21 protein-coding genes are annotated in these 24,936 nt (G+C 63.7%); 18 read left to right on the forward strand and 3 right to left on the reverse strand.

Annotated features, from left to right (window positions below):
* The first annotated feature begins 93 nt into the window (after window positions 1-93).
* From LB547_RS20190 to LB547_RS20215, 6 genes are all read left to right on the forward strand, one after another.
* The gene (locus tag LB547_RS20190) at window positions 94-1,332 is read left to right on the forward strand and encodes an acyl-CoA dehydrogenase family protein (RefSeq protein WP_140556518.1); all 1,239 of its coding nucleotides are present in this window, start codon (window positions 94-96) and stop codon (window positions 1,330-1,332) included.
* A gap of 50 nt (window positions 1,333-1,382) precedes the next feature.
* Window positions 1,383-2,420, forward strand: coding sequence for a zinc-binding dehydrogenase (locus LB547_RS20195; RefSeq protein ID WP_140556519.1), 1,038 nt, complete (start codon window positions 1,383-1,385; stop codon window positions 2,418-2,420).
* A gap of 228 nt (window positions 2,421-2,648) precedes the next feature.
* A complete protein-coding gene (locus tag LB547_RS20200) occupies window positions 2,649-3,815 on the forward strand; it encodes a glycosyltransferase family 87 protein (protein WP_140556521.1) in 1,167 nt (388 codons plus the stop codon).
* The gene (locus tag LB547_RS20205; protein WP_140761361.1) at window positions 3,808-4,794 is read left to right on the forward strand and encodes a glycosyltransferase family 2 protein; all 987 of its coding nucleotides are present in this window, start codon (window positions 3,808-3,810) and stop codon (window positions 4,792-4,794) included. Before LB547_RS20200 ends, LB547_RS20205 begins: the two co-directional genes overlap by 8 nt.
* The gene (locus tag LB547_RS20210; protein WP_140671422.1) at window positions 4,791-5,612 is read left to right on the forward strand and encodes a ChbG/HpnK family deacetylase; all 822 of its coding nucleotides are present in this window, start codon (window positions 4,791-4,793) and stop codon (window positions 5,610-5,612) included. The genes LB547_RS20205 and LB547_RS20210 overlap by 4 nt, the downstream gene beginning before the upstream one ends.
* On the forward strand, window positions 5,609-6,016 hold the full coding sequence (locus LB547_RS20215) for a GtrA family protein (RefSeq protein WP_140556527.1): 408 nt from the start codon (window positions 5,609-5,611) through the stop codon (window positions 6,014-6,016). Before LB547_RS20210 ends, LB547_RS20215 begins: the two co-directional genes overlap by 4 nt.
* A 55-nt stretch (window positions 6,017-6,071) precedes the next feature.
* Here LB547_RS20215 and LB547_RS20220 read toward each other — a convergent pair whose 3' ends face one another.
* The 3 genes from LB547_RS20220 to LB547_RS20230 form a co-directional block, all read right to left on the reverse strand.
* Window positions 6,072-9,203 carry an efflux RND transporter permease subunit gene (locus tag LB547_RS20220; protein ID WP_140761364.1) on the reverse strand — a complete coding sequence of 1,044 codons (3,132 nt, stop codon included), beginning with the start codon at window positions 9,201-9,203 and terminating at the stop codon, window positions 6,072-6,074.
* On the reverse strand, window positions 9,200-10,357 hold the full coding sequence (locus LB547_RS20225; protein WP_140560290.1) for an efflux RND transporter periplasmic adaptor subunit: 1,158 nt from the start codon (window positions 10,355-10,357) through the stop codon (window positions 9,200-9,202). The genes LB547_RS20220 and LB547_RS20225 overlap by 4 nt, the downstream gene beginning before the upstream one ends.
* Window positions 10,358-10,637: 280 nt before the next feature.
* The gene (locus LB547_RS20230; RefSeq protein ID WP_140761367.1) at window positions 10,638-11,462 is read right to left on the reverse strand and encodes a MurR/RpiR family transcriptional regulator; all 825 of its coding nucleotides are present in this window, start codon (window positions 11,460-11,462) and stop codon (window positions 10,638-10,640) included.
* A 144-nt stretch (window positions 11,463-11,606) separates the two neighbouring features.
* Here LB547_RS20230 and LB547_RS20235 point away from each other — a divergent pair, with 144 nt between their 5' ends.
* The 12 genes from LB547_RS20235 (at window position 11,607) to LB547_RS20290 (ending at window position 24,877) form a co-directional block, all read left to right on the forward strand.
* Complete coding sequence (locus LB547_RS20235; protein WP_140560292.1) at window positions 11,607-12,425, forward strand: N-formylglutamate amidohydrolase; 819 nt, start codon at window positions 11,607-11,609, stop codon at window positions 12,423-12,425.
* A 19-nt stretch (window positions 12,426-12,444) separates the two neighbouring features.
* Window positions 12,445-14,001, forward strand: coding sequence for an amino acid permease (locus LB547_RS20240; RefSeq protein WP_140496309.1), 1,557 nt, complete (start codon window positions 12,445-12,447; stop codon window positions 13,999-14,001).
* 99 nt (window positions 14,002-14,100) lie between these two features.
* Window positions 14,101-15,471 carry a glutamine synthetase family protein gene (locus tag LB547_RS20245; RefSeq protein WP_140496308.1) on the forward strand — a complete coding sequence of 457 codons (1,371 nt, stop codon included), beginning with the start codon at window positions 14,101-14,103 and terminating at the stop codon, window positions 15,469-15,471.
* Window positions 15,472-15,531: 60 nt separating this feature from the next.
* Window positions 15,532-15,984 (forward strand): hypothetical protein, encoded by a 453-nt coding sequence (locus LB547_RS20250; RefSeq protein WP_140729016.1) that lies wholly within the window; start codon window positions 15,532-15,534, stop codon window positions 15,982-15,984.
* Window positions 15,981-16,397, forward strand: coding sequence for a type II toxin-antitoxin system VapC family toxin (locus tag LB547_RS20255; RefSeq protein ID WP_140522425.1), 417 nt, complete (start codon window positions 15,981-15,983; stop codon window positions 16,395-16,397). Before LB547_RS20250 ends, LB547_RS20255 begins: the two co-directional genes overlap by 4 nt.
* Before the next feature lie 30 nt (window positions 16,398-16,427).
* Window positions 16,428-17,813, forward strand: coding sequence for an aldehyde dehydrogenase family protein (locus tag LB547_RS20260; RefSeq protein WP_140761370.1), 1,386 nt, complete (start codon window positions 16,428-16,430; stop codon window positions 17,811-17,813).
* A 17-nt stretch (window positions 17,814-17,830) separates the two neighbouring features.
* A complete protein-coding gene (locus LB547_RS20265) occupies window positions 17,831-19,003 on the forward strand; it encodes an iron-containing alcohol dehydrogenase (protein ID WP_140496304.1) in 1,173 nt (390 codons plus the stop codon).
* A 240-nt stretch (window positions 19,004-19,243) separates the two neighbouring features.
* Window positions 19,244-20,350 carry an ABC transporter substrate-binding protein gene (locus LB547_RS20270; RefSeq protein ID WP_140522419.1) on the forward strand — a complete coding sequence of 369 codons (1,107 nt, stop codon included), beginning with the start codon at window positions 19,244-19,246 and terminating at the stop codon, window positions 20,348-20,350.
* A 64-nt stretch (window positions 20,351-20,414) separates the two neighbouring features.
* On the forward strand, window positions 20,415-21,329 hold the full coding sequence (locus LB547_RS20275; protein WP_140496302.1) for an ABC transporter permease: 915 nt from the start codon (window positions 20,415-20,417) through the stop codon (window positions 21,327-21,329).
* Complete coding sequence (locus tag LB547_RS20280; protein WP_140513696.1) at window positions 21,326-22,117, forward strand: ABC transporter permease; 792 nt, start codon at window positions 21,326-21,328, stop codon at window positions 22,115-22,117. The genes LB547_RS20275 and LB547_RS20280 overlap by 4 nt, the downstream gene beginning before the upstream one ends.
* Before the next feature lie 16 nt (window positions 22,118-22,133).
* Window positions 22,134-23,198 (forward strand): ABC transporter ATP-binding protein, encoded by a 1,065-nt coding sequence (locus LB547_RS20285; protein WP_140496300.1) that lies wholly within the window; start codon window positions 22,134-22,136, stop codon window positions 23,196-23,198.
* Window positions 23,199-23,326: 128 nt separating this feature from the next.
* Window positions 23,327-24,877 carry a cation:proton antiporter gene (locus LB547_RS20290; protein ID WP_140513695.1) on the forward strand — a complete coding sequence of 517 codons (1,551 nt, stop codon included), beginning with the start codon at window positions 23,327-23,329 and terminating at the stop codon, window positions 24,875-24,877.
* Window positions 24,878-24,936 lie beyond the last annotated feature (59 nt).

Consider the following 24,936-nt stretch of genomic DNA (forward strand, 5'->3'; position numbering starts at 1 on the left):
TCGGGGAAAGCGTTCGCGTTGACAAGGCTATCCGAAGTACGGTCATCCTTGCCACTGACAAAATGCCCGGCCTGAATGAAGGGTTAGCGACCGATGACGGAGATGAATCTCGGCATGACGGAGCGGCTGAGGCCGATCCACGCGCGCGTCGCGGCCATGGTGCGCGACGAGATCATGCCGCTCGACAAGGAATTCCTCGGTGAAGTCGGCAAGGCGGGCGACCGCTGGACATACACGCGGCGCCAGACCGAGATCCTCGAAGGGCTGAAGACGACCGCAAGAGAGCGCGGCCTTTGGAATTTCTGGCTGACCGGCTCGGAACGCGGCTACGGTCTTTCCACCGTCGAATACGCCTATCTGGCCGAGGAGATGGGCAAGGCGCATCTCGGTGCCGAGACCTTCAACTGCTCGGCGCCCGACACCGGCAACATGGAGGTGCTGGAGCGCTACGGCTCGGCGGAGCACAAGAAGGCTTGGCTGGAGCCGCTTCTCGACGGAAAGATCCGCTCGGCCTATCTGATGACCGAGCCGGACGTAGCCTCGTCGGATGCCACCAACATTTCGATGCGCTGCGAACGGCGCGGCGACGGCTATGTGCTGAACGGCGAGAAATGGTGGGCCTCTGGTGCCGGCGATCCCCGCTGCGCCATCTATATCGTCATGGTGAAGACCTCCGATGGAGAGCCGAAGCACAGGCGGCATTCGATGATCCTCGTGCCGGCGGACACCAAGGGTGTCAACAAGCTGCGCCCGATGCAGGTCTATGGCGACGACGACGCGCCGCACGGCCACATGCATCTTCGCTTCGACAATGTGCTGGTGCCGGCGTCGAACCTGATCCTCGGCGAGGGCAGGGGTTTCGAGATCGCGCAAGGCCGCCTCGGCCCCGGCCGCATCCATCACTGCATGCGGGCCATCGGCCAGGCCGAGATGGCGCTGGAGCTGCTGTGCCAGCGTTCGGTCCGCCGGGAAGCGTTCGGCCAGCCATTGGCGAAACTCGGCGCCAATTTCGACATCATCGCCGAATGCCGCATGGAGATCGAGATGGCCCGCCTGCTCTGCCTCAAGGCGGCGTGGATGATCGACCAGGGCGACGCGCGCGCCGCCGCGCCCTGGATCAGCCAGATCAAGGTGGTCGCGCCACGCATGGCTCTGAAGGTCACCGACGAGGCGGTGCAGATGTTCGGCGCGCAAGGCATCAGCCAGGACACGCCGCTGGCGCGCTCGTGGACGCATCTCAGAACGCTGCGCCTCGCCGACGGGCCGGATGCCGTGCATCGCCGCCAGGTGGCGCGGGCTGAATTGAGGAAATACACGCAGGAAAAGGTTTGAGCCGGCCGGCATCTCATCGTCTTGCGTCGACAACCAAGGAGCAGCCACCAATGGCCATACCCTCCGAAATGAAGGCCCTGCTCCTGGTCGGCGACGGCTACACCAGGGCGCCGAGCGGCAGCGTGCTGGAGGCGATGGAGCCCTATCTCAAGCCAGGCAGTATCGCAGTGCCGGCACCTGGGCCGACGCAAGTGCTGATCAAGGTCAGCCTTGCGTCGATCAATCCGTCCGATGTCGCCTTCATCAAGGGCCAGTACGGCCAGCCGCGGCTCAAGGGCCGGCCGGCCGGCTTCGAAGGCGTCGGCGTGGTCGTTGCCGGCGGCGACGAGCCCTATCCCAAGAGCCTCGTCGGCAAGCGCGTTGCCTTCGCCACCGGGCTCTCCAATTGGGGCTCATGGGCCGACTATGCCGTTGCCGAAGCCGCCGCCTGCATTCCGCTCCTCGACACCGTGCGCGACGAGGATGGGGCTGCCATGATCGTCAATCCGCTTACCGCGCTCGCCATGTTCGACATCGTCAGCCGAGAAGGCGAAAGGGCCTTCATCATGACCGCCGGCGCCAGCCAGCTCTGCAAGCTGATCATCGGGCTGGCCAGTGAGGAAGGATTCCGGCCTATCGTCACCGTGCGCCGCGACGAGCAGATCGCGCTGCTGAAGGAAATCGGCGCCGCCCATGTGCTCAACGAGAAGTCGCCCGATTTCGAAGCCTCGCTGCGCGAGGTGATAAAGGCCGAACAGCCGCGCATCTTTCTCGATGCGGTGACCGGGCCACTGGCCTCGGCCATCTTCAACGCCATGCCGAAGCGCTCGCGCTGGATCATCTATGGACGGCTCGATCCCGAGGCCACGATCATCCGCGAACCCGGCCAGCTGATTTTCCAGCACAAGCACATAGAGGGCTTCTGGCTGAGCGAATGGATGCGGCAGCATAAGGATCGCCGCGGTCCTGCGATCCTCGAGGCGCAGAAGCGCTTTTCCGACGGGCGCTGGACGACCGACGTGACGGCTGTGGTGCCGCTGGCCGAGGCGATGGCGCGCGTGCCGGCGGAACTGGCCAGGCCCAATGGCAAGGTGTTCATTCGGCCGTAAGGCAGGGGGTGTGCGGTTGAGCTGCATTCCGGTTCATCGAGAGCACAGCTGCTATAACCTTCGAGGGCCGGAAAGAGGGTGGTTTGTTGGCTGCGATCGTTCAATGTCATCGGCGGCCGCGCCGTTCGATCCCCCTATGCCACCCCGCTTTGTCCGTGATATGCCGCCGCCAATGAACGCTGGGACAGTGCCGGACCGGGCCTGTTCCGGATTGGTGTGGGGTGCTTGGTGAGGATTTCCAAACCGGTTTTCGACCGCCTGGGGCTTGGCCTGTGGATCGGGGCATTCGCGGTCGTGCTTGGCCTGGTCCTGTGGTCGCCCGATGCGCGCACCGTATTGCACGCCTACAGATATGGCAGTGTGGAGTTTCTCGCCGGCCGGCCGCTCTACGACCTCGAGTCCGAGATGGGATACCTTTACACGCCCGCCTTCGCCGCGCTCTATATTCCGTTCTTGAATCTGGGACCGCATCTTGGCGGGCTGGTCTGGCATGCCCTCGGTTTCGCCGTTCTCACCCTTGCCGCGGCGCGGCAGGTGCGCAAGCTGGGCGGACAGGAGCAGACCTGGCTGCTTTCCTTCGGCCTCTTTCTCGCTTTGCCGATGACACTGGGCGCCATTCGCAACGGCCAGGCGACAATCCTGCTGACCGGCGCCTGCTGGCTCTTGACCCTGTCGGCACTGGAAGGACGGCGTGCGGAGACCTTTTTCTGGGCCTCGCTTGCCATAACGGCCAAGCCGACCGCGATCATCATGCTGCTGTTGGTGGGGGCGTTGCGCCCGCGGCTGATACCGGTGCTGGTGCTCGCGGTGCTGTTCGTGCTCGCCATCCCCTACGCTTTCGCTCCCGCCGGCTACCTGAACGAGCAGTATGGCGATTTCGCCCGCATGCTGACGTCGATGGCCGTCGACAAGACCAGCCATTTTGTTCCTACCGATTTCACCGCGCCCTTTATCGAGATGGGGCTGCCCGTTCCGGATTCGGCTGCCACGGCGGTGCGCGTCGTGATCGGCCTGCTGACGCTCTCGATCGTGCTCTGGTTCGACCGCAAGCTCGAACAAGGAGCGGCCGGACTCGCGATCTTCCTGGCGGCCGCCTTCTACATGTGCGTCTTCAACCCGCGCGTCGAGCCCAACACCTATGCGATGATCGCGGTACCCGCCGGCCTTGCCATTGCCCTGTTGTGGCGCGAAGAAAAAGGTGGCGTCCTGGCCTGCGTGCTGTCCATGACTTTATTCCTGACAGGTTTGACCGGTGTCGAGCGCCACATGCATGACTTTCTCTATCCCTGGTTTCGGCCGATCACGGTCACTTTCATCGCCTGCTTCCTGATATGGTGGTTCTGGGCCAAGGCGCGACAAAAATTGGTGAATGCGGAGCCTGTCGCCCATGGCTGAGATGCGCCCGAGACTCGATATCGTGGCGCCGTTCTTCAACGAGGCGCAATCGGCGACGGCTTTCGCGGCATTGCTCGACGCGCTCGAGGCGGCGGTGTCGAGCCGCTTCGGCATGCAAGTCCACAAGATCCTGGTCGACGACGGCAGCCGGGACGATAGCGCCGGGCGGTTTTCGCAGGCACTTTCGGGATCCTGGGAAATCGTGCGCCTCAGCCGCAATTTCGGCAAGGAGGTCGCCGTGCTCGCCGGCCTCGACCACTCGCGGGGCGACATGGTGCTTGTCATGGACGCGGATCTGCAGCACTCCCTGGAGACCAGCCTGAAGATGATCGTCGAGCTGGCTGAGAATCCGGACGTCGACGTCGTCTACGCGCAGAACGACCGGCGCGGGGCAAGCTGGCGGCGCAGCCAGTTGGCGAAACTGTTCTACAGCCTGATCAACAGCAGCCAGCGGTTCGATATTCCCGAGAATGCAGGCGACTTTCGCGTCATGCGCGGCACCGTGGCGCGCGCATTGACCAGCCTGCGCGACAAAAGGCGCTTCAACAAGGGCCTGTTCGCCTGGGCCGGCTTCCGCCAGAAGGCCATATCCTATTCGCCGGAAAACCGTGCCAGCGGCAAGTCGAAATGGAGCCGGCTCAACCTGATCGCCTTTTCGTTAGAGGGGTTTACGTCCTTTTCGGTGATTCCGCTGCGCCTGATCAGCCTCAGCGGACTGCTTGCGGCGTTTGCCGGCGCGGTCTACGGCGCGAAAGTGCTCTTCGAGGTGCTGTTCTATGGCATTGCCGTTCCAGGCTATCCGAGCCTGCTGGTCGCCGTAGTGTTGCTCGGCGGCCTCAACCTGACACTTCTCGGGCTGATCGGTGAATATGTCTGGGTCACCCTCAGCGAAAGCAAGGATCGCCCGGTCTACATCGTGCGCGATATCGTGCGCAGCGATGTTCCCGCCAGGTCGGCGCCGGGCGTTCCCGGGGCATGATGCGCGGCATCCGCCTGATCGCCGACGATTACGGCCTGGCGCCCGGCGTCTCGGCGGCGATCCTCGACCTGCTCGATCGCGGGCGGCTTACGGGCACCGGTTGCATGACCGGTTTCGCGGAATGGCCGGGGGAGGCGGAACGCATCAAGCCGCTGTGCGGCCGGGTCGCCGTCGGCCTGCATCTGACCTTGACGGACCAGCCGGCCGTGACCGGCCCGTCGAGCCTGGCACCGGAAGGCCGGCTGCCGCCGCTCCGCTCGCTGGCATTGCCGATCCTGCGCGGCAGCATCGAGACCTGCGACGTCCATGCCGAGCTCGACGCCCAATTTGGCCGCTTCGTCGAGGCGCTCGGGCGCCGGCCCGATTTCATCGACGGCCACCAGCATGTGCATTTCCTGCCTGTCGTGCGCAAATGGCTGCGGGGGCGTTTCGCCGGAGATGCCGGCAGACCGTGGCTGCGCGGCGCGCCGGCACTGGCCGGCAGCGGAGCGGCGGCATCGAAAATTGCGGCGATCGCCGCCCTGGCAACTGGTTTCAACCGATCCATGCGGCGCGCCGGCTTCACCGTGAGGGCGCCGCTCGCCGGCATCTATGACTGGCGGCAGCCGGAAAAGTTCGCGCCCGCCCTGCAAACCGCCGTTGAAAGCCTGCCGGAAGAGGGACTGTTCATGTGCCATCCCGGGCATGTCGACGAGACGTTGCGTGCACGCGACCCGATGCAAGATGTGCGCGAAGTCGAATTCGCGGTTCTCGCCTCCGATCATTTCGGCGCAAACCTGGCTCGCGCGCGTGTCGGCATCATGGACGGCACAGCATGAGTGCCGATCAGTCCCGGCGTTCGACCGGCAACAAGATTATCCGCTTCGCCATTGTCGGCCTGGTGAACACGGCCATCGACCTTGCCGGTTTCTTTCTGCTGCTCAAGCTGCACGTGCCGCCGCTGCCCGCCAACGTTGCGTCCTGGTTCATTGCCGTCACCTTCTCCTTCGCGGCCAACGGCTTCTGGTCGTTCGAGCGCGATCCGACCATCCGGCTGCATCATGCCTTTCTTCGCTTCGCCTCGCTCGGCGCGCTGATTTCGCTTGGTGTCTCCAGCCTTGCGATCGCGCTGTTCGCCGGCGTCGTCGGCGTGTGGCCGGCAAAGATCGGCGGGGTGGTTGTGGCGGCGGTGCTGAATTTCCTCGCCGCGCGCTGGTCGATCGAGGGCCGTCTCTTGAAATAGCAGGCTGTTTCCCCACGAAAATTCCGGACCCGCTACACGGTCTCCTGGAATTTCCCTATTCAGCCGGCTCCACATCGGTGTAGGCGGCTTCCTCGAGTTCGCGCTTCAGCCGCGCCTCCTCGTGGGTCTTCGGCGTGACGAAGCGGCCGAGCAAGAGATAGGCGACGGGGGTCAGGAACAGCGTCGAGACGGTGGCCAGCCCCAGTCCGCCGACGATCACCCAGCCGAGCGCGATACGGGCCTCGGCGCCGGCGCCCGCCGCCAGCACCAGCGGCACGCCGCCGAGCACGGTGCAGATCATTGTCATCATCACCGGGCGCAAGCGAATGGTCGAGGCCTGTTCGATCGCCTCGCGCACGCCCAGTCCGCGATCGCGCAGCTGGTTTGCGAATTCGACGATCAGGATGCCGTTCTTGGCCATGACGCCGACCAGCAGCACCAGACCTATCTGGCTGTAGGCGTTGAGGCTGGTGCCCGAGAGCAGAAGCGCGAAGATGGCGCAGGCGAGGCCGAGCGGCACTGTCGCCATGATGATGATGGCGCTGACGAAGCTCTCGAATTGCGCGGCAAGCACCAGCAGGATGATGACCAGGGCAAAACCGAAGATGGTGACCATGGCGCTGTTGGTCTCACCCAGCGTCGCCGCCTCGGCCAACGGCACGATGCGGCTGCCCGGCGGCAGAAGCGGCGTTGCGATCTCCTCGGCGCGCGTAAGGGCCGAGCCGAGCGCGAAATCGCCGCCGAGGTTGGACGTGATCGCCACCGACGGCTGCTGCTGCTCGCGCGACAGCGAGGGCGGCACGGCACGCTCGGTCAGCGTGGCTATGGTCGACATCGGCACGAAACGGCCGTCAGCCGTCTTCAGGAAGACGTTCTCCAGGTCCGTCGGATCGTTGATCGGGTTGGTGGTCGAAACCAGCTTCACCCCGTAGCTGCGGTCGGCGATGTAGACATCGACGACGTCGTTGCCGTCGAGCATGGCCTGCATGGTGTTGGCCAGTCCTGTGATGTCGATGCCGAGATCGGAGGCGCGCTCGCGGTCGATGGCAACGGAAAGCTGCGGTTGCGTTGGGTCGATGGAAAGGCGTGGCGTCTGGAAACGCGGATCCTTCTGCATCTCGGCGATGATCTTGACGGCCGCGTCGCCGAGCGCCTTGCGGTCGTTGCCGACCAGCGCAAACTGCAGGCCGTTGCCGGCGCCACGGATGCCGAGGCTGTTGGGCTGCACCGGGAAGATGCGCACGCTGGGCACCTGGCGGGTGAGCTGGCTGATCTCGGCCATGATCTCCTGCTGGCTGCGGCTGCGCTCGTCCCACGGCGCCAGCGTCATCACCATGAAGCCTGAATTATAGGCGCCGTTCTGGCCAGCACTCTCGAAAGTGCTGACGATTTCGCCGGAATCGCGCAGCGGCTGGATCAGCTTTTCGATCTTCTGCATCTGCTGCGTCGTGTAGTCGAGGCTGACGCCTTGCGGGGCGCTGATGCGAAGCAGCACGACCGCGCGATCCTCGGTCGGCGTCAATTCCTGGCGGATGGTGCCGAACAGCGCGAATGCGGTGCCGGCGAACAGCAGCGCCACCAGCACCACGATCCACGGCGCATCGAGGCAGACATGCAGGCTGCGCCGATAGGCCGCGTTCAGCGCGCCGCCGATGCGTGCGCCGACGCCGTTGCCGCCCTCGTGGTGGAGGGCGGCACCGGACAGCATGCGCGAGGCAAGCATGGGGCAAAGCGTCAGCGCGACCACGCAGGACAACAGCACCGACATGGCGAGCACGAAGCCGAATTCGCGGAACAGGCCGCCGGTCTGGCCCGGCAGGAAGGAGATCGGCACGAAGACGGCAACCAGCGTCAGCGTGGTGGCGATGACGGCGAAGAACACCTCCTGTGCGCCGAGCACGGCAGCGGCACGCGGCCCCATGCCTTGATTGCGCCGCCGCACGATGTTTTCCAAAACGACGATCGCGTCATCGACGACAAGCCCCGTCGCCAGCACCAGGGCCAGCAGCGTCAGGATGTTGATCGAGAAACCAGCGAGATAGATTGCGGCAATGGTGCCGATCATGGCGACGGGCATCGACAGGCCCGGAATGAGCGTGGCGCGCCAGTCGAGAAGAAAGGCATAGATGACGACCAGAACGATGGAGACGGAAAGCGCGAGCGCGATCTCCACCTCGTGCACGGCGCCGTTGACGAACACCGCGTCGTCGCTTGTGACCTTGATCGACATGCCTTGCGGCAGGTTTGCCTGCAATTTCTCGACCGCGGCCTTGACGCCGGTGGAGATGTCCAGCGTGTTCGATTCCGCCTGGCGGATGATGCCGATGCCGATGCCGGTCTTGCCGTCCGAACGCAACGTGGTCTGGCCGATGTCAGGGCCGAGCGTGACGGTGGCGACATCGCGGATGCGCGTCGTGCCGCCAATGATGATGTTCTCGAATTCTTCCGGCGTCGTCACATCGGCGGTGGTGCGAACGATCAGGTCCTGATTGGTCGTGGTGATCGAGCCGGCGGGTGAATCGAAGGCGACCGAGGCAAGGGCGGTCCTGAGGTCGGCGACGGTGAAGCCCAGGCTGGCGAGCTTGTTCTGATCGACGTCGATGCGGAAGATCTTGTCGCGGTCGCCATAGACCTGGACGTCCGCGACGCCTGGGACGGCGGCCAGTTCGTCCTCGATCTGGTCCTGGACCACGACGGTCATGTCCTGCACCGACATGGTGTCGGAGGTGACGGCCAGGCGCATCACGGGGTCGGAGTTGGCGTCGGCCTTGACGATGCGCGGCGGATCGGCCGTCTCCGGCATCTGGTTGGCGACGCGGCCGACGGCATCCCGCACATCCGAGGCCCCGACATTGAGGTCGACGCCGTCGTTGAATTCGATGGTGACGCGGCTCGAGCCGAAGGAGGAGGTCGAAGAGATCGACTTGACGCCGGAAACGCGGGCAACAGCTCCCTCGATCGTGTCGGTCAGTTCGCGATCGACCGTTTCGGCCGCCGCGCCTTCGAAAGTCGTGGAAACGGTGACGACGGCGCGGTCGACATCAGGCAGTTCGCGGATCTCGACGCCATAGAAGGCGGCGAGGCCGGCGACCGCGATGAGGACATTCAGCACCAAGGCCATGACCGGCCTGCGGATGAACAGGGCGGTAAAGCCGGTCTCGCTGGCGGCGTTGACGGCTCCGGTCATGAGCCTTCGGCCGCGTTCGCGGCGCGCTGCTCTCCGCGGGCGATGCGGACTTCGCCTCCCTCGCTGACGCTCTGGGTGCCTTCGGTCACCACCATGTCGCCACTGTCCAGTTCCGCGTCGATCAACACGGTTTCGGTGTTGCGCTGGATGATGCGCACCGGCACCCGCTTGGCCTTGCCGTTCTCGACCGCCCAGACGTAAGCGCCCTCCGAGCCCCACAGGATCGCCAGCGGGCTGACGGCGGGATAGGTCTCGCCGGGGAATTTCATGGTGATGGCGAACGACATGCCGGCGCGCAGCGAATCGGCCGGGTTGGCGATCGTCGCCTTGACCAGAAGCGTACGGCTGTTCTCGTCGATGTGGTTGTCGATGGCCGAAACCGTGCCGGTATAGCTGTTGCCGGGATTGGCGATCGGCGTCGCCGACAATTGCGCGCCGATCTTGACGGCGGCCGCGAAGCGTTCCGGCACCAGGAAATCGACAAGGATCGAGGAACGGTCGTCGAGCGTGGCGATCGCCGACTGGTTGGTCACATAATTGCCGGCGGAGATCGGCAGGATCCCGACCGTGCCGGAGATCGGGGCGAGAACAGACCGGCGGTGCAGTGCCAGTTCCGCATCCTGTAGCGCCAGCTTGGCACCGGCCAGCACCACTTCGGCATCGGCGACGGCGACCGGTGTCGCCGCATTGGAGGCGCGCAGCGACCTGACCCGGTCGAGCTTGGCCTGTGCGTCCTGAAGCGCGAGCCGGGCACGGTCCTGGGCGATCACTTCGGTCTCGGAATCGAGGGTCGCGATGACCTGTCCCTTGTCGACATGGGTGCCGGACGAAACCAGCAATTCGGCGAGACGGCCGGAGGAGTAGGGATTGACCGTCACCGACGCATTGGCGCGGCCGGTGCCGATGGCCTGAAGCCGGTCGTTTATGGTCGCGGAAATGGCGGGCACGACGACGACGTTGACCTGACGGGCTCGCTCGCCGCCGCCAGCGGATTTCGTGCCGGCGCCGGTTTCAGCCGGAGGCGGTGCCGCGTAGGCCCAGTCTATTCCCCAGCGCGCCAGCACGTCCGGCGCGCCCGGAAAAAAGCGCAGCCAGGCGGCAGCCGCCACCACCAGCACCACAAGGGCGAAAAGTATCTGTTTCCAGGCGGCCATCGGCACTCCGGTTGGCAAAACAATCCTTCCGTCCACCGGTTTCCCGAAATAAGCAGACGCGGCGGGGCTATTCTAAGGCAAGAAGCAAGCCCCCGATATCGTGCCTTTATGACAATTCTTCAGTGCCCGCGCACATTAAATATGCGTAAGGTTGCCGGTGTTCGTGCCGTTTTGATTTTTTAGTTCACTTCGAGCCGGGCTTTCGAGATTACAACGCTGGCTATGCGGCCCCGACGCCAGTTTCGGACCGAAATCGTTCCAGACGTATCCCGGGGCTGCATCAACGCAGGCCTTCCATCTCGCGGATGCGCCGGGCGCCGTCGGCCTCGAGTTGCCTTGTGACGGCACCGATCAGCGTTTCGGCGACGACGAAGAGCGCCGCCGAGGAGTCCCACGCCGAAGGCACGGCGGTTCGCCCGGCGATGACGTGACGGGCGAAGCGGGCGATCGGCGACAGCCACTGGTCGGTGAACAACACGATCTGCACGCCACGCTGATGCGCCTTCTCGGCGAAGCGGATGAGGCTGTCCTGGTAGCGCCTGATGTCGAAAATGACCAGCACGTCGCGCTTGCCGATATCGATCAGCCTGTCGCGCCACATGCTTTCCTGGCCGGCGAGGTGAATGACGTCAGGCTGGATGATGGCGAGGTGGGCGGCCATGTAGCGCGCCAGCGGATCGGTGAAGCGGCCGCCGATCAGGAATGTCTTGCCGCGACGCTCGGCGAGGCGGGACGCGATGTCGGCAAGTTGCTGGTCGGACAGGTGCCGGAACGTCTCGCGCATATTGTCGAGCGTTGCCTCCAGCATCGGCGACGCCGTGCCGCCGGGCAAGGGCGGATTGAGCGTGCGGGTCGCAGGGGACTGCAATTGCGCCGCCAGTTCGTCCTGCAGGCTCGACTGGAACTCCGGATAGTTCTGGAAGCCGAGCCTTGCGACGAAACGCAGGATCGTCGGCGAGGACACGCCGGCCGCGGACGAGAATTCGGCGACAGTCTTCAGACCGATCATCGGATAGCTCGCTATCAGCGTCTGGGCCGCTCGCCGCTCGCCGGCCGGCATCGTGCCGATGCGGTCGGCTATCAGTTCGGCAATACTGGAAATCATCTTTTCCCACCCATGGCCCGGCCGACGGTGTTTTCCCCAAATCGCATTTGACAAAGCCGGGCAAACTGTATGAAATCATCCATAGGGACGCAATGAGGCAAAATACGTAACATACGATACAGCGCTCCCCGGGGACCGCAGACTATGGAGAAAGCACGGCCCGCCAGCCTTGCATCGCCTGATGCCGTAAGGGTGACCAACCCGGGCGGATCGAGCCCCTTCGTGCTCACCTGCGACCACGCCTCCAATTTCGTGCCCGCCGAATTCGGCACGCTCGGCCTCACCGCCGAGGACCTGTCGCGTCACATCGCCTGGGACCCGGGCGCGCTGCCGGTTGCGTTGCGCATGGCGCAGGCGCTCGATGCGACGCTGGTCGAAACCTGCATTTCGCGTCTCGTCATCGACTGCAACCGGCCGCTTGACGCGCCGGACCTGGTGCCGCCGGTCAGCGAAACCACAGCCATACCGGGCAACACCGGCCTGTCGGAAAAGCAGCGCGCGGCGCGGGTCGCCCTGTCCTGGCAGCCGTTTCATAACGCCATCGAGCATATTGTCGAAGACAGGCTGGCGCGCGGCCAGGAGACGCGGCTGGTATCGGTGCATTCCTTCACGCCGATCTACAAAGGCCGAGACCGGCCCTGGCATATCGGCATCATCCACGATGACGACCGCCGGCTGGCAGCGCCGCTGATATCGGCGCTGCGGCACCTTGCCGGCATCACCGTCGGCGTCAACGAACCCTATTCGCCGGCCGACCGCGTCTATTTCACGCTGGAACGCCATGCGCGCCCGCGCGGGCTGCCCTGCGCGATGATCGAAATCCGCAACGATGAAATCTCCGGCGAGACCGGGCAGCGGAAATGGGCGGATTTGCTCACAGGCATCTTTTCGGATCTGGAGCCCGAGGAGACCAGAGGCGCCAGGGAACACGCAACGGGAAAGTCAGTTCAATCGGCTAGCTGAGAACGCAAGGGGACTAAAAATGGCAGCACCTGGATATACCGAAGTTGACAAGGCGGAGGACGTCAAGGTCCTCCACAGCATGGGCTACGCCCAGGAACTGGAGCGGCGCCTCAGCCGCTTTTCGAACTTCGCCGTTTCCTTCTCCATCATCTGCATCCTGTCGGGCGGCATCAATTCGCTGGCGCAGGCAACGTCGGGCGCCGGCGGCATCGGCATCGGCATCGGCTGGCTGGTCGGCTGCTTCGTCTCGTTGACGTTCGCCGTCGCCATGTCGCAGATCAGCTCGGCCTATCCGACGGCCGGCGGGCTCTATCATTGGGGCTCGATCCTGGGCAACCGCGGCACCGGCTGGGTCACGGCCTGGCTCAACCTGCTCGGCCTGATCACCGTGCTCGGCGCCATCAATGTCGGCACCTGGACATTCTTCATCGGTGCCTTCGGACCGGCGCTCGGCATCGAAGGCACGCTGACCAACCAGATGATCTTTCTGGTCATCATCACCGGCGCCCAGGCGCTCATCAACCATCTCGGCATCAAGCTGACGGCCAAGCTCACCGACTTCTCGGGCTACCTCATCTTCTTCGGCTCGATCCTGATCGCAGTGGTCTGCCTGCTTTCCGCCGAAACCTGGGATTTCAGCCGGCTGTTCACCTTCCATAACTACTCCGGCGATGCCGGAGGCGGCGTCTGGCCGTCGGTTTCGAATGCCTGGGTGTTCGCGCTCGGCCTCCTGCTGCCGATCTATACCATCACCGGTTACGACGCCTCGGCGCATACGTCCGAGGAGACCATCAAGGCGGCCAGCTCGGTGCCGCGCGCCATGGTCATGTCGGTGATCTGGTCGGCGGTCTTCGGCTATCTGTTCCTGGCCGCCTTCGTGCTGATGATCCCGAACATGGACGATGCCGCCAAGCAAGGTTGGAACGTGTTCTTCTGGGCCTTCGACCAGCGCGTCAGCCCTGGCCTCAAGGAGTTCGTCTATCTCGTCGTGTTCATCGCTCAGCTGCTGTGCGGCCTCGCCACCGTCACCTCAGCCTCGCGCATGATCTTCGCCTTCTCGCGTGACGGCGGCCTGCCGGGTTCGTCGGCACTGGCCAAGGTCAGCCCGACCTACCGCACGCCGGTGGCCGCGATCTGGACGGCATCGATCCTGTCGGTGCTGTTCGTCTGGGGTTCGACGCTGGTTTCGGTCGCCGGCACCTCGGCCTACACCATCGTGGTGTCCTGCACCGTCATCTTCCTGTTCCTGTCCTTCACCGTGCCGATCGTGCTCGGCATGCTGGCCTGGGGCACGCCCAAATGGGACAAGATGGGACCGTGGAACATGGGGCGCGGCGTGTTCATGCTGTTTGCGGTCCTGTCGATCGTGTCGATGATCCTGATCTTCGTCATTGGCATCCAGCCGCCGAACGACTGGGCGCTCTACATCACCGTCGGCTTCTTCATCCTGACCGCGATCGTCTGGTTTGCCTTCGAGCGCAACCGCTTCCAGGGTCCGCCGCTCGGCGACATCATCGCGGCGCGCCAAGCGGCGATCAAGGCGGCTGAGCAGGCCGTCGGCGAAACCGGCCACTGAGGCCAGCATCTCACAGCCATGGCCGGCGCATCGCCGGCCATGGCTTCGACCCTTCGAAATCGACAAGCCCAAAATGACAAGCACTGGAGCGCCAAAGGAATGGCCGGAAATTTCTCGTTCGATCAGTTGAAGAAAGCGGTTTCCGGCGGGGAGATCGACACGGTGCTGGCCTGCATCGTCGATATGCAGGGACGGCTGGCGGGAAAACGGTTCCTGGCCCAGTACTTCGTGGATTCCGCGCATGACGAGACGCATGGCTGCAACTATCTCCTGGCCGCCGACATCGATATGGAGCCGGTGCCCGGCTACAAGGCGGCAAGCTGGTCGAAGGGCTATGGCGATTTCGTCATGAAGCCCGACCTCGCGACGCTGCGGCGCATTCCGTGGCTGGAAAAGACGGCGCTCGTGATCTGCGACGTGCTCGATCACCACACCCATGACGACCTGCCGCATTCCCCGCGCGCCATCCTGAAGAAGCAGGTCAAGCGGCTGACGGAGCGGGGCTATATCGGCTATTTCGCCTCCGAACTCGAATTCTACCTCTTCAGCGAGACCTACGATTCCGCCCGCAAGAAGCACTGGCAGGGCCTCGACACCGCCTCGCCCTATATCGGCGACTATCAGATCGGCATCACCACCAAGGAAGAAGGCGTCATGCGACGGCTTCGCAACGAAATGGAAGCGGCAGGCATCCCGATCGAGAACTCGAAGGGCGAGTGGGGGCCGGGTCAGGAAGAGATCAATGTGCGCTATGCCGAGGCCCTCGACATGGCCGATCGCCACGTCATCCTGAAGAATGGCGCCAAGGAGATCGCCGAATCCGAAGGCAAGGCGATTTCCTTCATGGCCAAGTACAATTACGGGCTCGCCGGCAATTCCAGCCACATCCACAATTCGCTCTGGAGCGCCGACGGCAAGACGCCGCTTTTCTTCGACAGACAAGCCGACTGGACGCTATCGAGCCTCGGCCAGCAGTGGGCGGCGGGTCAACTCAAATACGCCAAGGAGTTCACCTGGTTCCTGGCGCCCTACATCAATTCCTACAAGCGCTTCCAGGCCGGCACGTTCGCGCCGACCAAGATCATGTGGAGCGAAGATAACCGCACCGCCGGCTTCCGCCTGTGCGGCGAGGGCACCAAGGGCATCCGCATGGAGTGCCGCATCGGCGGCGCCGACTTGAACCCCTATCTCGCCTTCGCGGCGTTGATCGCCGCCGGCCTTGCCGGCATCGACGAGAAGCTGGAGCTGCAGAAGCCCTTCGTCGGCGACGCCTATCAGGCCTCGCGCCTGCCGGAGATCCCGAAGACGCTGCGCGACGCCACCGACACGCTGGCCAAGTCCAAGATGCTGAAACAGGCGCTCGGCGAGGACGTGCTCGAACACTACGTCCACACCGCTAAATGGGAGCAGTTCGAATACGACCGCCGCATTACGGATTGGGAACTGCATCGTGGGTTCGAGCGATACTAGAAGATAGTATATTACTATCCTTACCTTGATCGGAAACGCGGATTGGACTAAATTTGTACAATGACCGACGGAACCAAATACCATCCGCTTTTCGAGCATCTTCTGTTCTCGGGCCAAGGCCGTATGTCCATGAGCTTCGCGGAGATCGAGCAAGTAATAGGCGGCCGCTTGCCACCGTCGGCGCGACAGCGGCAGGAATGGTGGGCGAACAGCCCGAGCGGGCACAGCCAGGCGCGCGCCTGGTTGCGCGCAAACTATCGGGCGTCCCATGTCGACCTTGCGAACGAACGCGTGGATTTTAAACTGGAGGGATGGCCCGAGGGCTATCGAAAGCCGAACATGGCTACCATGGACAAGACTCCTCCGGAAATGGCGGAGCCAGCGCAGGCCAGCTACGAACTTCCACGGGAAAATATCGACCATCCGCTTTTCGGCATATGGACAGGCAAGGTTACGCTTTGCCCAGGGCATGATTACACCAGGCCGGCTTTTGAGCCTGATGTGCAGCCGTGACGCATAGGCTGCTGCTCGACACGTGCGCGATCATATGGATAGCGCTGAACGAGCCGATCAGGCCGGAAGCCAAGACTGCGATCAATACCGCCGCGGCTGTTGACGAGAAGATCCGGGTTTCCCCCATATCGGCCTGGGAATTGGGCCTGCTGAGCGCCAACGGCCGATTGGCGGCAGCAAAGTCGCCAACAAGCATTTTTGGGGAAGTGATCGCCACGCCAGGCATCAAGGTAGAGGCTCTTTCGCCGGGCTTATTGATTGAATCGTCCTTCTTGCCCGGATCGCTTCACGGCGATCCGGCAGATAGAATATTGATCGCGACGGCACGGGCGTTCGATCTGACGCTCGTGACGCGCGATCAGTCGATACTGGATTATGCGAGAGCGGGGCATGTTCGCGCCCTTGCCTGCTGACGCTTTGCCTTTCGATATGGAGACATCTTCTTGGAAATCGTGAAACTCAAATCCCCTATCGATGGTTCGGTCTATGCCGAGCGTCCGATCGCCACTGACCAGGCGGTCAATGCCGCTGTCGAGCGCGCCAAAGCGGCGCAGGAGAAGTGGGCCGGGACGCCGATCGTCGAGCGCGGCAAGTACATGCTGGCGATGCTCGAAACGCTGGTCGCCATGACCGACGAAATCGTGCCGGAGATTGCCTGGCAGATGGGGCGTCCGGTGCGCTATGGCGGCGAGTTCGGCGGCGTCAAGGAACGCACCAGCTATATGGTCGAGATCGCCGAGGCGGCGCTGAAATCGGTCCCGGCTTCCAATCCGAAGGACGGGTTCCGCCGCTATGTGAAGAAGGATCCGCTCGGCGTGGTCATGGTGATCGCGCCTTGGAACTACCCTTACCTCACCGCGGTCAACACGATCGTGCCGGCGCTGATGGCCGGCAACACCGTCATCCTCAAACACGCCGCGCAGACTCTGCTTGTCGGCGAGCGTTTCCAACAAGCTTTCGACAAAGCCGGCCTGCCCAAGGGCGTGTTCCAGAACATCGTGCTGAACCACGCGCAGACAGAAAAATTGCTTGGCGCGGGCAAGATCGACCACGTCAATTTCACCGGCTCGGTCGCCGGCGGCCGCGCCATCGAAAAGGCAGCGGCCGGCACCTTCATGACGCTCGGGTTGGAGCTTGGCGGCAAGGATCCTGCCTATGTGCTGCCCGACGCCAAGATTGACCATGCAGTCGCCAATCTGGTCGATGGCGCCTTCTACAATTCCGGCCAGTGCTGCTGCGGCATCGAGCGCGTCTATGTGCATGAGAAGGTCTATGACGAATTCGTCGAAGCCTTCATCGCCGAGACGAAGAACTATGTCGTCGGCAACCCGCTCGAACAGGCGACGACGATGGGGCCGATGGCGCAGGCGCGTTTCGCCGACCTGATCCGTGAGCAGAAGGCCGAGGCGCTGCGCAAGGGCGCCAAGGCGCATATCAACATGAAGGTGGCTCAAGACAAGGCCGGCTCGCCCTATCTGGCGCCGGAGGTGCTGACCGGCGTCGACCACCAGATGAGCGTCATGCGCGAGGAAAGTTTCGGCCCGATCGTCGGCATCATGAAGGTGCGCAACGACGAGGAGGCGATCGCGCTGATGAACGACAGCCCCTACGGCCTGACCGCCTCGATCTGGACGCGCGACACCGAACATGCGGTGGCGATCGGCGACCGCGTCGAGACCGGCACGGTGTTCATGAACCGCTGCGACTACCTCGACCCGGCGCTGGTCTGGACCGGCGTCAAGGACACCGGCAAGGGGGCCGGCTTGTCCGCCATCGGCTACGACAACCTGACCCGGCCGAAATCCTTCCACCTGCGCGAAGCCATCTGATTTTTTGAAAGACAAACATGTCCAAGCTGATCTCCAAATGGAACTACCCCACCACCGTTCGCTTCGGCGCCGGGCGCATCAAGGAATTGCCCGAGGTGCTCGCCGCCACCGGCATCAAGCGGCCGCTCTTCGTCACCGATCCGGGGCTGGCGAAACTGCCGGTCGTCGCTTCGACGCTGAAAATCCTCGATGACGCAAAAGTGCCCTACGGCGTTTTCTCCGAAGTGAAGCCGAATCCGGTCGATTCCAATCTCACCGCCGGCATCGCGGTGTTCAAGAAGGGCAAGCATGACGGCGTCATTGCCTTCGGCGGCGGCTCGGCGCTCGACCTTGGCAAGCTGATCGCCTTCCAGGCGGGACAGACGCGGCCGGTCTGGGATTTCGAGGACATCGGCGACTGGTGGACACGCGCCAACTCGGACGCGATCGCGCCGATCATAGCGGTGCCGACCACCGCCGGCACCGGCTCCGAAGTCGGCCGCGCCGGCGTCATCACCAATGAGGCGACCCACACCAAGAAGGTCATCTTCCATCCGAAGCTGCTGCCGGCGATCGTCATTGCCGATCCGGAACTGTCGGTCGGCATGCCGGGCTTCATCACCGCCGGCACCGGCATGGACGCGCTGGCCCATTGCCTCGAGGCTTATTGCGCGCCGGGCTACCATCCGATGGCCGACGGCATCGCCGTGGAAGGCATCAGGCTTGTCTTCGAGAACCTGCCAAAGGCCTATGCCAACGGCAGGGATCTGGTCGCCCGCGCCAACATGATGAGCGCCGCGGCGATGGGCGCGGCAGCCTTCCAGAAGGGGCTGGGGGCGATCCATTCGCTGTCGCATCCCATCGGGGCGCTCTACGACACCCATCACGGCATGACCAATGCGGTTTTCATGCCCTATGTGCTCGCCTTCAATCGCGAGGCGATCGAGGACCGCATCGCGCGGCTCGCCGCCTATTGCGGCATAAGAGGCGGCTTCGACGGCTTCGCCAAGGCTGTCATCAAGCTTCGCAAGGAATTGAAGGTGCCGCATGCGCTGCCAGGCCTGATCAAGGGGCTCGACATGGACAAGAAGCGCAAGGCCTTGATCGCCGATATGGCGGTGGTCGATCCGACAGCCGGCGGCAACCCGGTCAAGCTGACCAAGAAAGCAGCGCTGACGCTGCTCGAAAATGCAATCGCCGGGACGGTGTGATACCGCTTTCAGGGTAAAGTTGATCTGGAAAATCAGGGGCAACCAAGGGGAAAGGGGTGAAGTGCAAGGCAAAAGTAATTAGCCGGAAAATTAAGTGGTGGCTAATTGCTACAGTCGATTAAAAGGAGTTAACTTTCGTGCTGCCAGCGGTGGGGTTTCATAAAGCTTTCATCTGGCTGTCACACGAAAACGATACCGCATCGCAGGCGTCCAACGGCGTCAGTTCAACGGAGAGAACACATGTTCAAATTCACGGGGAAAGTGCTTTCCCTTTCGGCCGCGGCGCTGTTTGCGTCGACGGTGATTTCGTCCGCGGCTCCGCTGGACGATCTCGTCAAGGCCGCGAAGGCGGAAGGCCAGCTTACCACCATCGCGCTGCCGCATGACTGGTGCGGTTACGGCGACGTCATCGCCGGGTTCAAGGCGAAATATCCGGAAATCACCATCAACGAGCTCAATCCCGACGCCGGTTCGGGCGACGAGGTCGAGGCGATCAAGGCCAACAAGGACAATAAGGGCCCGCAGGCGCCCGACGTCATCGACGTCGGCCTGTCCTTCGGCCCGACCGCCAAGGCCGACGGCCTGCTGATGCCCTACAAGGTGTCGACCTGGGACTCGATCCCCGACAGCGCCAAGGATGCCGACGGCGCCTGGTACGGTGATTACTACGGCGTTCTGGCGATGATGGTGAACAAGGATCTGGTCAAGGAATCGCCGAAGGACTGGGCCGATCTGCTGAAGCCGGAATTCGCCAACTCGGTGGCTCTCGCCGGTGATCCGCGCGCTTCGAACCAGGCCATCCAGGCGGTCTATGCCGCTGGCCTTTCGAGTGGAGCCGCGGCTGGCGAAGCCGCGGGCACCGCCGGCCTCGACTTCTTCAAGAAGCTCAATGCCGCCGGCAACTTCGTACCGGTCATCGGCAAGCCGGCGACACTCGCCCAGGGCCAGACCCCGATCCTGATCAACTGGGACTACAACGCGCTCGCCGGCCGCGACACGCTGAAGGGCAACCCGCCGGTCGACGTCGTCGTGCCGAAGACCGGCGTCGTCGCCGGCGTCTATGTGCAGGCGATCAGCGCCTATGCGCCGCATCCGAACGCAGCCAAGCTCTGGATGGAATACCTCTATTCAGACGAAGGCCAGATCGGCTGGCTCAAGGGCTATTGCCACCCGATCCGCTTCAACGATCTCGCCAAGAACGGCAAGATCCCGGCGGACGTGCTGGCCAAGCTGCCGCCGGCGGAAGCCTATGCTTCGGCGGTGTTCCCGACGCTGGACGAGCAGGGCAAGGCCAAGGAAGCCGTCACCAAGAACTGGGACTCCGTTGTCGGTGCCAACGTCAAGTAACAGTTGAAATCCACCGGGCGGCTTCGCGGCCGCCCGGTTCCCCCTCGAAGACGGTAGCCGGCGCATGACCGATCTCTCGCTTTCCAATCACGATGCCGCAGGCAAGACCGCGCCGCCCGCGGAGGCACGCGCATTGCGATTGCCGACGCAATGGCTAGGCGTCGCACCGTTCTTCATCTTCGCCATCATGTTCCTGATTTTGCCCACGCTCTATCTGATGCTGGGCGCGTTCCAGAATGATGCCGGCGAATTCACGCTCGAGAACATTGTCGCTCTGGCGCAGCCGTCGATCGTTGCCGCTTACTGGATATCGATCAAGGTAAGCCTGGCCTCGGCGCTGATCGGCGCTTTCGCGGGCCTGGCCATCGCCATCGCCATCGTGCGCGGCGGGCTGCCGGACTGGATACGCTCGGCCACCCTGACTTTTTCCGGCGTCGCCTCCAATTTCGCCGGCGTGCCGCTGGCCTTCGCCTTCCTCGCCACGCTCGGCCGGCTCGGTCTTGCCACGGTGATCCTGAACACCGTGTTCGGCCTCAACATCTATGCCCACGGCTTCAACATCCTGTCCTTCTGGGGCCTGACGCTGACCTATGTCTATTTCCAGATACCGCTGATGGTGGTCATCATCACGCCGGCAATCGATGGCTTGAAGAAGGAATGGGGTGAAGCTGCCGCCACGCTTGGCGCGACCACCGCGCAATATTGGCGCATCGTGGTCATCCCTGTGATCTGGCCGAGTTTTCTCGGCACCGTGATCCTGCTTTTCGCCAACGCCTTCGGGGCGATCGCCACCGCCTATGCGCTGACCGGCTCGTCGCTCAACATCGTGCCGATCCTGCTCTACGCGCAAATCCGCGGCGACGTGCTGCACAATGCCCATCTCGGCTACGCGATCGCCTTCGGCATGATCGTCATCACCGGCCTGGCCAATGTCTTCTACATCTGGTTCCGGACCCGTTCCGAGAGGTGGCTGAAATGAAGTCGGGCAGATTCTGGGCCTGGGTGGTCTTCATCCTCGGCGCGGCCTATTTCTTCATCCCGTTGATCGCGACGGTGGAATTTTCCATGCGCATGCGGCGCGGCGCCTATTCCTTCGACGCCTACCGGATCGTGCTCGGCGACGCGCGTTTCCAGGCGACCTTCCTGTATTCGGTGGTCGCCGCCATCTTCACCATCATTCTGGGTGTGCTGATCGTGGTGCCGGCAGCCTACTGGATCCGATTGCGGCTGCCGCAGCTCAGGCCGATCGTCGAGTTCATCACGCTTTTGCCGTTGGTCATTCCGGCCATCGTCATCGTCTTCGGCTATATCAGGATGTACGGCTCGAATTCACCCTTGCCGTTCCTCGGGTCCGATATGGGAACCAATGCCTTGCTGGTCATCGGCTATGCGACCTTGGCGCTGCCCTATATGTATCGTGCCGTCGATACGGGGCTCAGAACCATCGACGTGCGGACGTTGACGGAAGCGGCCCAGATCCTCGGAGCCGGCTGGGGCACGATCATCACCCGCGTCATCCTTCCCAATGTGCTGATTGCGGTGTTGTCCGGCGCCTTCCTGACATTCGCCATCGTCATCGGCGAGTTTACGATGGCGAGCTTGCTGAACCGGCCGGCTTTCGGCCCGTACCTGCAGAATGTCGGGGCCAACCGCGCCTATGAGCCGGCGGCCCTTGCCATCATCGCCTTCGTCATCACCTGGGGCTGCATGTCGCTGATCCAGATCCTGTCGCGCTTCGCGCCGAAATCGGCTAATCGTCCGAACTGACCCGAAAGAAAAAGCCATGGCCGAGCCATTCCTCTCCATCCAGCATGTGCGAAAATCCTTCGGCGCCACCACCGTTGTCGAGGATTTCAATCTCGACGTCGAACCGGGCGAGTTCGTCTCATTCCTCGGCCCGTCAGGCTGCGGCAAGACGACGGTGCTGCGCATGGTCGCCGGCTTCGAGGAGCCGTCGGCCGGCAAGATCGTCGTCGGCAGCAAGGACATCACCAGGCTGAAGCCGAACCAGCGCAATGTCGGCATGGTGTTCCAGGCCTATGCGCTGTTCCCGAACCTGACCGTGGCGCAGAACATCGGCTTCGGACTGAAAGTCGCCGGCATGTCCAGGGCTGATATCGATGCCCGTGTCGCCGAAATGCTGGGCATTATCAAGCTGCCGCAGATGGCCGACCGCTATCCTTATCAGCTCTCGGGCGGCCAGCAGCAGCGTATCGCGCTGGCCCGCGCCATCGCACCGAAGCCGAAGCTCTTGCTGCTCGACGAGCCGCTGTCGGCGCTTGATGCCAAGGTGCGCGTCTCGCTGCGCGAGGAAATCCGCTCGATCCAGAAGAAGCTCGGCATCACCACCATCTTCGTCACCCATGACCAGGAAGAGGCGCTGTCGATCTCCGACCGCATCGCGGTGATGTATGGCGGCAAGGCCGAGCAGGTCGGCACGCCGTTCGAGATCTACAACCGGCCGGCAACCAAGTTCGTCGCCAATTTCGTCGGCACGCTGAACGTGCTGGAAGGCACCGTCACCGACGCGGCGTCGGGCAAGGTTCGTGTCAACACCGAGGAAGTCTCGCTCAAGGGCAGGCTCAACGGCTCGAAGTCCGGCGATACGCTGTCATTGGCGTTGCGGCCGGAAGCCATTTCGCTCGGCCGCCAGCCCGGCCGCGATTCAAGCCTGTCCGGCGAGATCTCCGAAGTGCACTTTCTCGGCTCGGTGATCCGGGTCCGGGTCGGCATCGGCGGCAACACCGTTTCGCTCGACACGTTCAACAGTTCGACGACGCCACCGCCGGCCGTTGGCGAGAAGGCGGAGATTTCCTTCTCGTCGGGCGACCTGCTGGTGCTGCACTGACGCGGCCGAAGCGCCCTGTCGATCCGGTCACCGGTCCAGTTGCCGGACGATGCACTCCTCTTGGACAATCAACAGCATCCTGCGGCTTTGCCACTGCCAAGAGCTCCGCTTCGCCGCTACGATGAGCCATGGCGCTATTTGAGCTCACCCTTGTCCTCCTGCTGATCGCCGTTGCGCTGACGGCGCTGTCGCGGCGCCTGCAGGTTCCTTACCCCGCCTTGCTGGCGCTGGCGGGCGCCGGCCTTGGCTTCCTGCCCGGCGCGCCGACGATCGAGATCGATCCGGAACTGGCGCTTGCGCTGTTCATTGCGCCGGTGCTGCTCGACGCGGCCTACGACACATCGCTGCGCGATCTTAACCGCTACAGGCTGCCGCTTGTGCTGCTGGCGCTTGGCGCGGTCGTTTTCACGACCGCCGTCGTGGCACTGGTCGGCTGGAAAATGGCCGGCCTGCCGATCGCTGCCGCCATAGCCCTTGGCGCCATCGTGGCGCCGCCGGACGCGGTTGCCGCGAGCGCCGTGCTCGGGCAGTTCAAGGTGCCGCACCGCATCACGGCCATCCTTCAGGGCGAAAGCCTGCTCAATGACGCCACCGCGCTTTTGATCTATCGCATCGCGATCACCGCCGCCGCCGGTCCCGTTCTTTTGGGCAGTGCCGTTCCGATGGTCCTGCTGTCGACCATCGGCAGCCTGGCCGCGGGCTATCTGCTCGGCCGCCTGTCCCAGGCGATGCTTGGACGTATCGAAGATGCGGCGAGCGGCACCGTCGTGCAGTTCGCCGGGACGTTCGGCGTCTGGATCCTGGCTGACAGGCTGGGGCTCTCGGCCATCATCACCATCGTCGTCTATGCCATGACCATCGCGCGCACCGCACCGCGGCGCATGTCGGCCAGAAAGCGCGTCAGCTCCTATTCCGTCTGGGAGACGGCGGTGTTCGTGCTTAACGTGCTGGCTTTCGTGCTGATGGGCCTGCAGGCGCGGCTGATCGTCGGTCGCCTGGCCGAGCAGGGACAGTCCGAGGCATTCCTGTTTGCAGGGACGATCCTGGCGGTCGTCATCGTTTCCCGCCTTGCCTGGGTGCTGGGCTGCGGCGCCGTGATCCGATGGCTTGCCCGCTTCGGCAATGCGGAGCAGCGGCAAGAGGTGCCGTCGTTTCGCGGCGGGGTGCTGATCGGCTGGTGCGGCATGCGCGGCCTGGTGACGCTGGCGGCTGCCTTCGCATTGCCGGCGGACTTCCCCGGCCGCGATCCGATCGTGCTCACCGCCTTTTGCGTGGTGCTGGGCACGCTTGTCCTGCAAGGCATGAGCCTGAAGCCGTTGCTGCGCCTGCTTCGTCTCGAACCGGATGAGACCATAGACCGCGAGGTCGCGCAGGCCCGTGTCGCCATCATGCAGGCGGCCCTCGACATTTTGAGCGGCAAGACCTCGACCGCCGCGGCGGCGGTGCGCGAGCAGTATGCCGCACAGCGCAAGGTCGCCAAGAACCCCGACGACGCCCAGGCAGCAACCGAGTACGACCGGCTTCGGCTCTATGCCATCAAGCGCCAGCGCGACGCGCTGGAAGAACTTCGCCGCAACGGGACGATCGGTGACGAGGCCTATCACCGGCTGGAGGAAGAAATCGACTGGTCGGAGCTGGCGGCTTCCCCGGCGGGACGGTTCCAGCCGCTGACGACCTAGGCGAGGCGAGGGGCTTTTACGTCGTGGCCCAGCCGGGCCGCCGCGGCGGTCCATTGCAA

The sequence above is a fragment of the Mesorhizobium sp. B264B1B genome, assembly GCF_020165765.1.
Taxonomy (GTDB): Bacteria; Pseudomonadota; Alphaproteobacteria; order Rhizobiales; family Rhizobiaceae; genus Mesorhizobium.

Excerpts from the sequence above, each read along its gene's own strand:
- LB547_RS20280 (WP_140513696.1), top strand. The coding sequence starts at position 21,326 with ATGAAGTCGGGCAGATTCTGGGCCTGGGTGGTCTTCATCCTCGGCGCG.
- LB547_RS20205 (WP_140761361.1), top strand. The coding sequence starts at position 3,808 with ATGGCTGAGATGCGCCCGAGACTCGATATCGTGGCGCCGTTCTTCAAC.
- LB547_RS20225 (WP_140560290.1), bottom strand. The coding sequence starts at position 10,357 with ATGGCCGCCTGGAAACAGATACTTTTCGCCCTTGTGGTGCTGGTGGTG.
- LB547_RS20250 (WP_140729016.1), top strand. The coding sequence starts at position 15,532 with ATGACCGACGGAACCAAATACCATCCGCTTTTCGAGCATCTTCTGTTC.
- LB547_RS20240 (WP_140496309.1), top strand. The coding sequence starts at position 12,445 with ATGGCAGCACCTGGATATACCGAAGTTGACAAGGCGGAGGACGTCAAG.
- LB547_RS20285 (WP_140496300.1), top strand. The coding sequence starts at position 22,134 with ATGGCCGAGCCATTCCTCTCCATCCAGCATGTGCGAAAATCCTTCGGC.
- LB547_RS20275 (WP_140496302.1), top strand. The coding sequence starts at position 20,415 with ATGACCGATCTCTCGCTTTCCAATCACGATGCCGCAGGCAAGACCGCG.
- LB547_RS20215 (WP_140556527.1), top strand. The coding sequence starts at position 5,609 with ATGAGTGCCGATCAGTCCCGGCGTTCGACCGGCAACAAGATTATCCGC.
- LB547_RS20220 (WP_140761364.1), bottom strand. The coding sequence starts at position 9,203 with ATGACCGGAGCCGTCAACGCCGCCAGCGAGACCGGCTTTACCGCCCTG.
- LB547_RS20195 (WP_140556519.1), top strand. The coding sequence starts at position 1,383 with ATGGCCATACCCTCCGAAATGAAGGCCCTGCTCCTGGTCGGCGACGGC.
- LB547_RS20210 (WP_140671422.1), top strand. The coding sequence starts at position 4,791 with ATGATGCGCGGCATCCGCCTGATCGCCGACGATTACGGCCTGGCGCCC.
- LB547_RS20270 (WP_140522419.1), top strand. The coding sequence starts at position 19,244 with ATGTTCAAATTCACGGGGAAAGTGCTTTCCCTTTCGGCCGCGGCGCTG.
- LB547_RS20230 (WP_140761367.1), bottom strand. The coding sequence starts at position 11,462 with ATGATTTCCAGTATTGCCGAACTGATAGCCGACCGCATCGGCACGATG.
- LB547_RS20290 (WP_140513695.1), top strand. The coding sequence starts at position 23,327 with ATGGCGCTATTTGAGCTCACCCTTGTCCTCCTGCTGATCGCCGTTGCG.
- LB547_RS20245 (WP_140496308.1), top strand. The coding sequence starts at position 14,101 with ATGGCCGGAAATTTCTCGTTCGATCAGTTGAAGAAAGCGGTTTCCGGC.
- LB547_RS20190 (WP_140556518.1), top strand. The coding sequence starts at position 94 with ATGACGGAGATGAATCTCGGCATGACGGAGCGGCTGAGGCCGATCCAC.
- LB547_RS20265 (WP_140496304.1), top strand. The coding sequence starts at position 17,831 with ATGTCCAAGCTGATCTCCAAATGGAACTACCCCACCACCGTTCGCTTC.
- LB547_RS20235 (WP_140560292.1), top strand. The coding sequence starts at position 11,607 with ATGGAGAAAGCACGGCCCGCCAGCCTTGCATCGCCTGATGCCGTAAGG.